At 54.6% G+C, this 9,383-nt stretch carries 9 protein-coding genes; 8 read left to right on the top strand and 1 reads right to left on the bottom strand.

What is annotated here, in order from left to right; genetic code table 11:
* Positions 1-1,266 (bottom strand): hypothetical protein (locus ACNKID_RS08110; RefSeq protein WP_417912937.1); only part of this gene is annotated, 1,266 nt, incomplete at its 3' end.
* Positions 1,267-1,436: 170 nt separating this feature from the next.
* Between ACNKID_RS08110 and ACNKID_RS08105 the strand changes: the two genes are divergently transcribed.
* The 8 genes from ACNKID_RS08105 (at position 1,437) to gatB (ending at position 9,029) form a co-directional block, all read left to right on the top strand.
* The gene (locus ACNKID_RS08105) at positions 1,437-2,336 is read left to right on the top strand and encodes a polyprenyl synthetase family protein (protein WP_417912936.1); all 900 of its coding nucleotides are present in this window, start codon (positions 1,437-1,439) and stop codon (positions 2,334-2,336) included.
* 1 nt (position 2,337) lies between these two features.
* Complete coding sequence (locus tag ACNKID_RS08100; protein WP_417912935.1) at positions 2,338-3,246, top strand: ABC transporter ATP-binding protein; 909 nt, start codon at positions 2,338-2,340, stop codon at positions 3,244-3,246.
* Positions 3,247-3,252: 6 nt separating this feature from the next.
* On the top strand, positions 3,253-4,623 hold the full coding sequence (locus ACNKID_RS08095) for a hypothetical protein (protein WP_417912934.1): 1,371 nt from the start codon (positions 3,253-3,255) through the stop codon (positions 4,621-4,623).
* 23 nt (positions 4,624-4,646) lie between these two features.
* Positions 4,647-6,371: a right-handed parallel beta-helix repeat-containing protein gene (locus tag ACNKID_RS08090; RefSeq protein ID WP_417912933.1), complete on the top strand. Its 1,725-nt coding sequence runs from the start codon at positions 4,647-4,649 to the stop codon at positions 6,369-6,371.
* Positions 6,372-6,705: 334 nt separating this feature from the next.
* Positions 6,706-6,912 carry a hypothetical protein gene (locus tag ACNKID_RS08085; RefSeq protein WP_417912932.1) on the top strand — a complete coding sequence of 69 codons (207 nt, stop codon included), beginning with the start codon at positions 6,706-6,708 and terminating at the stop codon, positions 6,910-6,912.
* Between the two features lie 52 nt (positions 6,913-6,964).
* Positions 6,965-7,261 carry a nucleotidyltransferase family protein gene (locus ACNKID_RS08080; RefSeq protein WP_417912931.1) on the top strand — a complete coding sequence of 99 codons (297 nt, stop codon included), beginning with the start codon at positions 6,965-6,967 and terminating at the stop codon, positions 7,259-7,261.
* Positions 7,251-7,589: a DUF86 domain-containing protein gene (locus tag ACNKID_RS08075; protein ID WP_417912930.1), complete on the top strand. Its 339-nt coding sequence runs from the start codon at positions 7,251-7,253 to the stop codon at positions 7,587-7,589. The genes ACNKID_RS08080 and ACNKID_RS08075 overlap by 11 nt, the downstream gene beginning before the upstream one ends.
* Positions 7,590-7,607: 18 nt before the next feature.
* Positions 7,608-9,029, top strand: a complete 1,422-nt coding sequence (gene gatB, locus ACNKID_RS08070) for an Asp-tRNA(Asn)/Glu-tRNA(Gln) amidotransferase subunit GatB (protein ID WP_417912929.1) — start codon at positions 7,608-7,610, stop codon at positions 9,027-9,029.
* Positions 9,030-9,383: the final 354 nt, after the last annotated feature.

Here is a 9,383-nt window from a genome sequence, read left to right as displayed (position 1 = left end):
GTCGCCCCAGCGCAGCTCCGGGCAATGATAGGGGTCAAAGGAGAGCTTGAAGAGGCGGTCCATGACATCGCTCAAGGTCAGCGCGACTGAAAGACCGGCGGAATTGGCATAGCTGATCCGCAGCTTGCTGGAGTTGTCCTGCCAAACTTCTTCGTAACGGTGAACAAGCTGGGCGGCTGTGCCGTTGAATAAATACGGATGATTGCCCCGCGCCACCGCTTCCGCGCTCATGCTGAGGAAGCCGAACATCTCCTTCACCTGCGCCCGCAGCCGCGCATCCCGCCCTGGCGTGGAGTAGGTTTCCCATTCGCCCTCCGCGCCGTAAATATTAGGCGGCAGGCTGCTGGGGTGCGTTTTTCCGTGAATGCCGTTGCTCACCGCCGCCTGAACCGAATCCACCCGCTCCTTGAGGGCATCGTGGAATGCGCCAAGCTGCTGGCCAAACTCGCTGACCGGGTCAATCTTGACGCTGCCAGAGGCCAGCATCCGCTTCACCCACTGATGGTAGTTCAGGTCAAAGCCGTCCACGCGGTAGCTGCTCTGACATTGGCTCTGGCCGGAGTCGAAAAAACGCTCCTCCCGGTTGGTGGCCAGGACGATGCTGCCGCTGCTGTCCACAGCCTGCCGCCGCCAGCGACGGAACCCGCCGCCGCTTTTGCAGGAGCCGCGTGACAGCGACTCGCCGAAACGCTTGCTGGTCAGGCTGTTGTCCGGGTGGCCGTCCATCAGCCAAACCGTGCCGTCCGCATCCACCCGGCCCACCACCAGCACATGGCCGTTGGCATCATAATAGATTGCGCCCGGCACGACGCTTTCCCGGCTGATTTTGGCCAAATAGCTGTCAGTTTTCTCCATCGTCCAAAAATAGCGGAAAAAGCCGCTGTGGACGCTGTTGCTGATGGCCTTGGCAAGCTGAGAAAAGCTCGAATAATTGAGAAAAGAACGGCGGGAACCTGGCGTGTTGCCGCTGGTGTAGCGTCCGCCGGCAATGGTTGTATTGAACGAGAACGGCAGTTTTTTCTTATACGAGAAATAGACCCGGAGCAAATAGGGCAGATCAGCGCAGTCGCTGAACACGGAAATGCTTCTGTCGCTGTCTGAATACAGGCTGTTCGCCGCCGGATTGCGCAGGCAGGCGGTCAGGGTCGCCCCTTTTTTGTTGAAGAGCTGCTCAATCCAGCGCGAAAATTCAGCCTCATAGCTGTCATTCCACTGATTTTGGGCAATCCACGCGCTGCCGGAGCTGCCGAGATTGATTTCGGGCATGGCCTTCTCCTTAGTTCATTTTTTTTGTTAGACGGCGGACAGATAAGCGGCCTGTCCATTATATCCCGCTGCTCCGGCCTGTCAACAGCCTGAATTCAGTTGCTGCGGCTGAGAAAGATGGTATAACAAGATGAAGCAGGCCGGACAACGATCACAATGGCGATGAGAACATGTTTGAAATCAAAAAATATTTGCAGGAGCAGCGGCTGCTGGTCGAGGAAGCCCTGCGGCGGCACATGCTGGCGGCGGCGGGCGATTTCGCCGCGCATATCGAGACGATGAGCTACAGCCTTTTTGTCGGCGGCAAGCGCGTCCGGCCCATCCTCTGTCTGGCCGCTGGCCGCTGCGTCAACACTGCCCCGGATATAGACGAGCAGCTTCTGCCTGCCGCCTGCGCCTTGGAGTGCATTCACACCTACTCGCTGATTCATGACGACCTCCCGGCGATGGACAATGACGACCTTCGCCGGGGCCAGCCAACCTGCCATAAAAAATTCGGCGAGGCTGAGGCTATTTTGGCTGGCGACAGTCTCCTGACCTATGCCTTTGAACTTCTTGCCAGCGAGCAATTTTTCGGCCCAGCCCCGGCAACACGCCTCCGCCAGATTGCCATTCTGGCCAAAGCCGCAGGCCCGCTCGGCATGGTCGGCGGCCAGTTTCTCGATATCGCCAGCGAGAAAAAACAGATTCCTTTCGAGCTGCTCCAGACCATTCACCGCTCAAAGACCGGCGCGCTGCTCACCGCCGCTGTGCAGATGGGCGCGGTCGGCGGCGGCGCGGATGAGGCGCAGTTGCAGGCTCTGATGGAATACGGCCAGGCAGTCGGCCTTGCTTTCCAGATTGCCGATGATCTGCTCGATGTCACGGCCTCCACGGTGCAGCTTGGTAAAACCGCCGGGCATGATGCTGAACAGGGCAAGGCCACCTATCCCGCGTTTTTCGGCATTGAAAAAAGCCGCGCCTTGGCCGATGAGGCGGCGGAACGGGCCGTAGCCGCCCTATCGAATTTTGATCAGCGGGCCGAGCCGTTGCGGGCTTTGGCACAATATATCGTCAGCCGGACACATTGAGATGATTGTTGTCGAAAACCTTGTTTACGAATATTGGGACACCAAGGCGCTGGATCAGGTCTCCTTCAAGATTGCGGCAGGCGCGATCACTGCGCTGGTCGGCCCCAACGGCGCAGGAAAAACCACCTTATTCAAGTGTGTTGCTGGCTTGACTAAACCCAGCTGCGGCTCAATTGCTGTCGGCGGCATCAATGTGCTGGAAGAGCCGCGTCGCTGCCATGAGCTGATGGGGTTTCTGTCGGATTTTTTCGGCCTGTACGACGCGCTGACTGTTCAGCAGTCTTTGGAGTATTTTGCGCTGGCGCAAAACCTTGACCGCCGCGTGGCAAAAGAACGGGCCGCCGAAGTGGCGGAGCTGCTTAATCTGAGCGAAAAATTCCGCAGCCGGGCCGCTTCGCTGTCACGGGGAATGCGCCAGCGGTTGGCCATCGGTCAGGCCATGATTCATTATCCGAAAGTCCTGCTGCTGGATGAGCCAGCTTCCGGGCTGGATCCAGAGGCGCGGATTGCGCTGGCCGAACTGTTTCTGCGGCTGAATGCGGAAAAAAAGATGACCCTTGTCGTCTCGTCGCACATTCTTGCCGAGCTGGATCAGTATGCTAATGATATGCTTGTGCTGCGCGATGGACGTGTGGTTGAGCACCGTTCTGTCACCTCAAAAAATGGCAGCAGAAAGGTTATCATCCGTTCTGCCAGCGGTCGAGAACGCATCGCGGAGTTTGCCGGGCAGGTGAACGGTGTGACGGAAGCGCGTGAGGAGCAAGGCGCAGTCTGCGTTCAGTTCAGCGGCACTGATGATGACTTGGCCATGCTGCTGAAGGAGCTGGTGCAACACGGCGTTGCGGTGACAGAATTTTTCTGCAAGAAAGAAGGCGTGCAGGAACAATACCTTGAAACTGTCAGAATGTGAGCGGTCATGATTTGGAATCCTGAATTTAGAAAGAATATCCAGCTTGAAATAAATCCAGTCAAACTGGTGCTGATGCCGATGGTGCTTGGCATGGTGTTCGTATCAGTCTATTTGAGCAACACAAAAGAAGTAGCAGCCCAGCCGATGCAAATAACATCGCTGATTCTTTTTACACTTTTGGTTTTTGTCTGGGGAACAAAGATGGTAGTTGAGTCGTTGGTCAGCGAATTCAACAACCGGACTTGGGACAGCCAGCGGATGACCGCCATCAGTCCGTGGAGCTTGGCGTGGGGCAAGCTATTCGGCAGTAGCCTGTTTGCGTGGTACGGAGGCCTGTACTGCCTGCTGGTTTTCGCCGTAACGTCCTTGATTGTTCCGACGAAAGACGCGCAGCTCATGCTGAAGTCATTGCTGATCATGATCTTTGCAGGCTGCTGCATTCAAACAATTTTGTTTGTTTCCATCCTGACGGAATTTGCTAAAAAAAGGGAATCGGACAAGATGACTGATTCCTCGTATTCAGTGCTTGGCATCCTCATGCTTGTAAAAATTTCGATGGTGGAAGCTGCCGTGTATAATGCAGAAAGCGTCATGCACTGGCACGGCATTGCTATACTTCCGATTGATATGCTGCTGTATTCATCGTTATTTTTTTGTCTCTGGGGAATCGTTGGAATGCACAGGGCGATGCGGAAGGAGCTGCAATATGAAAACTGGCCGATAGCATGGACACTCTTTCTTCCCAGCTTGATGATATATTGCATTGGGTTTATTCCACCTGGCTTCATTCACGGTGCGCCGTTGCTGTTCCTATTTTGCTGGATATCTTTTGTGATTGCCATCAGCTTGTTTTATCTCATGCTGCTGGTGGAAGCAAAACATCTTGTTGACCTCAGACTGCTCATAACGGGAATACGGCAAGGAGCATGGTCTGCTCTGGCGGCGAAAATTCCAGCTTGGCTTATCTCTTTGTTGTTCGCAGCCTGCATCTGCGTCCTGATGCTACTTCTTGCAGGGACAGCTGATTTATCCTCCATATATAATGATTATACTTTTTTCATCCCCCAACTGCCGCCGCTGACGTTGCTTTGTTTCTGCCTGCGCGATCTTGGCATTGTCCTTCATGTGAACTTCAGTTCCACAAAAAAGAACCGGGATATGGTCGCGCTGTTCTATCTTGCCATTCTGTATCTGCTGCTGCCGCTGCTATTGAGCATTGCTGGAGCAGAGGCTCTTCTGCCGTGGTTTATTCCAATGCCTAAAGCAGGGCTGCTGAACTCTGCGCTTCCCGTCGCCGTCCAAGCTGGCTTCGCACTGCATCTTGCAGCAAAAAGATTGCGGCAGAAGAGCAAGCAAGTTGACATTATCCCGCAATAATCGGCAAGGGTGATTTATGAGCGATGAAACGAAAAATTGAGATGAGCCGGACAGCACTTGCCTTCATGAGTTATGTGAATGAGGATAACCGTCATGACAACGGCTGGATGACGCAGTTCCGCGAACGTCTGAGCGGCGAAGTGCGGATGCACACCGGCGAGCCGTTCGACATCTTTCAAGACCGCAAGGACATTGCTTGGGGCCAGCAGTGGCAGGAGCGCATCAACCAGTCGCTTGATGCTGTCACCTTTCTCATTCCGATCCTCACGCCAGCATTCTTCAAAAGCGCGGCCTGCCGGGATGAGCTGGAGCGGTTCCTGAAGCGGGAAGAGACGCTGGGCCGGGGTGATCTCATCCTGCCGGTTTACTATGTCAATTGCCCTGTGCTGCAAGACAAAGTCAAGCGGGAACAGGACGAGCTGGCGCAGGTTATCGCGGCGCGGCAGTATGCCGACTGGCGGGACTTGCGCTTTGAGGAATTCACTTCGCTACAGTGCCGCAAGGGGTTTGCCAAGCTGGCGCAGCAGATTGCTACGGCATTAGAGCAAAGGCAGGAGGAATCTTCCATCGCCACCGCTGCGCGGACAGCAGACACAGACAAGCAGGACAGTACCGAAAGTGCCGACAGCGGTAAACAGAATTATGCTCCGCCATCACCTTCGCCGACGGCAAAAAATAGGCGGCCAACCTTGGTGGTTGCCCCTTTGCATCAGGGCGACTATGCAACAATCACTGATGCGCTCAAAGCTGCCAAACCGGGTGCCAGAATCCTTGTTCGGCCTGGTTCCTATAGAGAAGACATTGTGATTGACAAGCCAGTTGAAATCGTGGGCGATGGAGATAGGGATGAGATTGTAATTGAAGCATCCGGCAAATATCTTATTTTATTCAAAGCTGATAATGGAAGGATTGCTAACTTGACCTTGCGTCAATTCGGTGTCAATCAGCTTTGCGTTCATATTACCCAAGGCAAGCTTGAGATAGAGGGCTGTGACATTCAAGCCTGTGTGGTCATCCGCAGTGAAGCAGATGCACTATTACGCCGTAACCTCATTCATGGCGATGGATTGACACAATTCGGTGTCGTTATGGAAGCAGGTACGCTGGAGGACAACGACATCTTTGACAGCACAGTGGCCGGGGTAGAGATCAGAAAAGGCATCAAAGCGATCCTGCGCCGTAACCGAATTCATGATGGGAAGGGAGGTGGTGTCTATTTCAGTCCGAACAGCGAAGGTACGCTGGAGGACAACGACATCTTTGCCAACGAATATGCCGGAGTGAGGATCGAAAAACGCAGCAAACCAATCCTGCGCCGCAACCGAATTCATGATGGGAAGCGGATCGGTATCCTTGTTGCGGAGAACTGTGAAGGGATACTAGAGGACAACGATATCTTTGCCAACGAAGGTGTCGGGGTAGAGATCGTAGAAAACAGTGCCCCGACCCTGCGCCGCAACCGGATTCATGATGGGAAGGGAGGCGGTGTTCTTGTCGCGAAGACCAGTCAAGGTACGCTGGAGGACAATGACATCTTTGCCAACGAATATGCCGGAGTGATTATCACAGAACACAGCCATCCAATCCTGCGCCGCAACCGTATCTCTCGGAACCGAAAGGAAGGTATCTCGGTGTACGGCGGCGGTGGCACCTTTGAAGATAATGATCTTAGAGGCAATGCCGGGGGAGCTTGGCGCATTGAGGACGGCTGCGAATCATGGATGCAGCGGAGAGGAAACAAGGAGTAGATGCAGCTCGTCAATCGCCCTGCTGCAGCACCGTGCGGCCACTCAGCGGGCAGTCAGCATTGCAGAGACACTAGGGTATCTCCTCAAGAGACACTATGGTGTCTCCCACCGAGTGACCATAGTGTCTCAGGTGGAGTGACCATAGTGACTCCTGCCGAGTCACCGTAGTGACTCCACTGGAGATAGCATAGTGTCTCCGCAAGAGGCTGCTGGCTGGCTGTGAAGCGCAGAATGCAGGCGGGAATGTTCTCCGCCCGTTGTTCCTCTGGCCGGTTCTGTGTACAATGAGGCTGCCACACAACGCTTTTCTTGCAAGCTCAACAGACAAATCCCCATGATCACTGTTCATCCGCAATATCTTGTTGATGCCGCGCTGACCCGCACCGCAGTCCTCATTCCTGCTGCTGAATGGGAGCAGATTCTTGAAGAACTAGAGGAGCTGGATGACATCCGCGCCTATGACGCAGCTAAAGCTGGTCCGCAGGAGACTGTCCCCTTTGCTCAGGCACTGCACGAGATTGATCTGGAGAATCAGTCATGACCTATGCGGTCACAATCAATAGCGAAATAGACGAGCACATGGAGGCGTGATTATGCTTGATTTCGAGCAATATCAAGACCGAATCAGCAGCATCTGCAAGAAATACCATGTCAGGAACCTGATCGCCTTTGGCAGCGCAGTTACTGAGCACTTTCACGAGCAGAGCGACATTGATTTCTTGATAGAGCTGGATGGTGCACAGGATGGACTCAAAAGGTACATGAACGTGAAGTTTGAACTGGAAGTATTATTCTCCCGCCCTGTTGATCTTGTCATGCCGCGAGCAATCAAAAACAAGCGCATCAGAGAATACATCTTCTCCAACACGAGGATGCTCTATGCCGCATGATCCGTTCGTTTGCTTTGAGGACGCAGTTGCCGCCTGCGAGCTGATCCAGCAATTCACGCTGGATATGAACGAGGAGCAATATGCCGCTGACCTGAAAACGCAATCTGCCGTTGAACGGCAATTTGAAATCATCGGCGAAGCACTCAACAGGATAAAGCACATTGATTCGACGCTGCTTGACCATATTGACAATTGGCGCGAGATTATCGGGTTCAGAAACGTGATTGCGCACGGCTATGATGTGATTGAAAACGAAATCATCTGGAATTCTGTCAGGAACGATATTCCTGCGCTGCTCGCCCAGCTCAATCAGGTGCTCAACAGATAACATTAAAGGCATACCGCTATGGAATTTGAAACTGTGATTGGGCTGGAAGTTCATGCCCAGATGAAAACCAAGAGCAAGATATTCTGCGGCTGTTCCACGGAGTTTGGCGCACCGCCCAACACCCAGACCTGCCCGGTCTGCCTCGGAATGCCGGGTTCGCTGCCTGTGCTCAACCGGCAGGTGGTGGAGAACGGCATCAAGCTGGCTTTGGCGGTGGATGCGACCATCAACCAAGAGAACCGCTTTGCCCGCAAGAACTACTTCTACCCCGACCTGCCCAAGGGCTATCAGATTTCTCAGTTCGAGAAGCCCATTGCCGAGCATGGCCGCCTCGAAATCGAGGTCAACGGCGCGAAGAAGACCATTGGCATCACCCGCGCCCACATGGAGGAGGACGCAGGCAAGCTGATTCATGACGAGCGCGAGCCGAAGAGCTACGTTGATCTCAACCGCACCGGCACGCCGCTGCTGGAGATCGTCAGCGAGCCGGACTTGCGCTCGCCGGAAGAGGCGGCAGCGTATCTCAAGCAACTGCACGCCATCGTCCGCTGTCTCGACATCTGCGACGGCAACATGCAGGAAGGCAGCTTCCGCTGCGATGCCAACATCTCGCTGCGGCCCAGAGGGCAGGAGAAGTTCGGCACCCGCACTGAGCTGAAGAACATGAACTCCTTCCGCAATGTGCAGATGGCCTTGGAGTATGAGGAGCGGCGGCAGCGGGACGTTCTCCTTGACGGCGGCAAGGTGACGCAGGCCACGCTGCTGTGGAACCCGGACACGGGCCGCACTGAGGAGATGCGCGGCAAGGAAGAAGCGCACGACTACCGCTATTTCCCTGACCCGGACTTAGTGCCGGTCGTGATTGACGAAGCATGGATTGAGCAAATGCGAAGGAGCTTGCCAGAATTGCCCAAACAGCGGCGGCTGCGCTTCATTGAACAGCTTGGCCTGCCGGAAGAGGCTGCGGCTATTCTGACTGCTTCCCGCGAGCTGGCGGACTACTTCGAGCAAGTCTGCGCCAGCTTCGGCAATGCGAAGAAGGCAGCCAACTTCATCTGCACGGAGCTGCTGCGGGAGTATGCGCCAGAACAGATCGGCGAATGCAAGGTGCAGGCGAGCCAGTTAGCTGCTTTGCTGGCGATGGAGGAAAAAGGTACAATCTCCGGCAAGATTGCCAAGACCGTCTTTGCCGAGATGCTTGCCAGCGGCACTGACCCGGAGCAGATCGTCAAAGAGAAAGGCTTGGTGCAGATGAGCGACGAAGGCGAGCTGCTGGCTGCGGTGCAGGCGGTTGTCGCTGCCAACCCGGAGCAGGTGCAGCAGTACCGCGAGGGCAAGACCAAGGTCATGGGCTTCCTCGTCGGTCAGCTCATGAAGCAGACCAAGGGCAAGGCCAATCCGCAATTGGCGAACAAGCTGCTGCTGGAGGCACTGCAATGACATCTTCCGTCGGCTTCAGGCCGACGGAGCAGTCATGCCCAACTCAATCTTGCCTTGCGCCCAGCTTTGCCAGCGCACATAATTCCCGTTTTTCAGCCTATACCCTTTAGATCAGATTGGACCAGACAAGCGAGGCAGGCCCAGCAGGACTGCTTGAGTGAAACGAAAGCGGATATCTGAAATCAGCAGCCAAGAACGGCCTTTTCACCGTTTAAATCGTCCCAAATTCAATTGAAATTGCCTCGATTCACACTTAAATCACCCCGGTTTCGATTTAAATCGACACGATTTCAATGTGAATCATTCCGATTCACACTTAAACCGGGGCGATTTTGATCGAAAACGGCCCGATTT

The sequence above is a fragment of the Candidatus Electronema sp. TJ genome (genome assembly GCF_048287355.1).
In the GTDB taxonomy this organism is placed as follows: domain Bacteria; phylum Desulfobacterota; class Desulfobulbia; order Desulfobulbales; family Desulfobulbaceae; genus Electronema.
The sequence above is the reverse complement of the archived record's forward strand: the minus strand, read 5'-3'. Positions and strand labels throughout refer to the sequence as shown.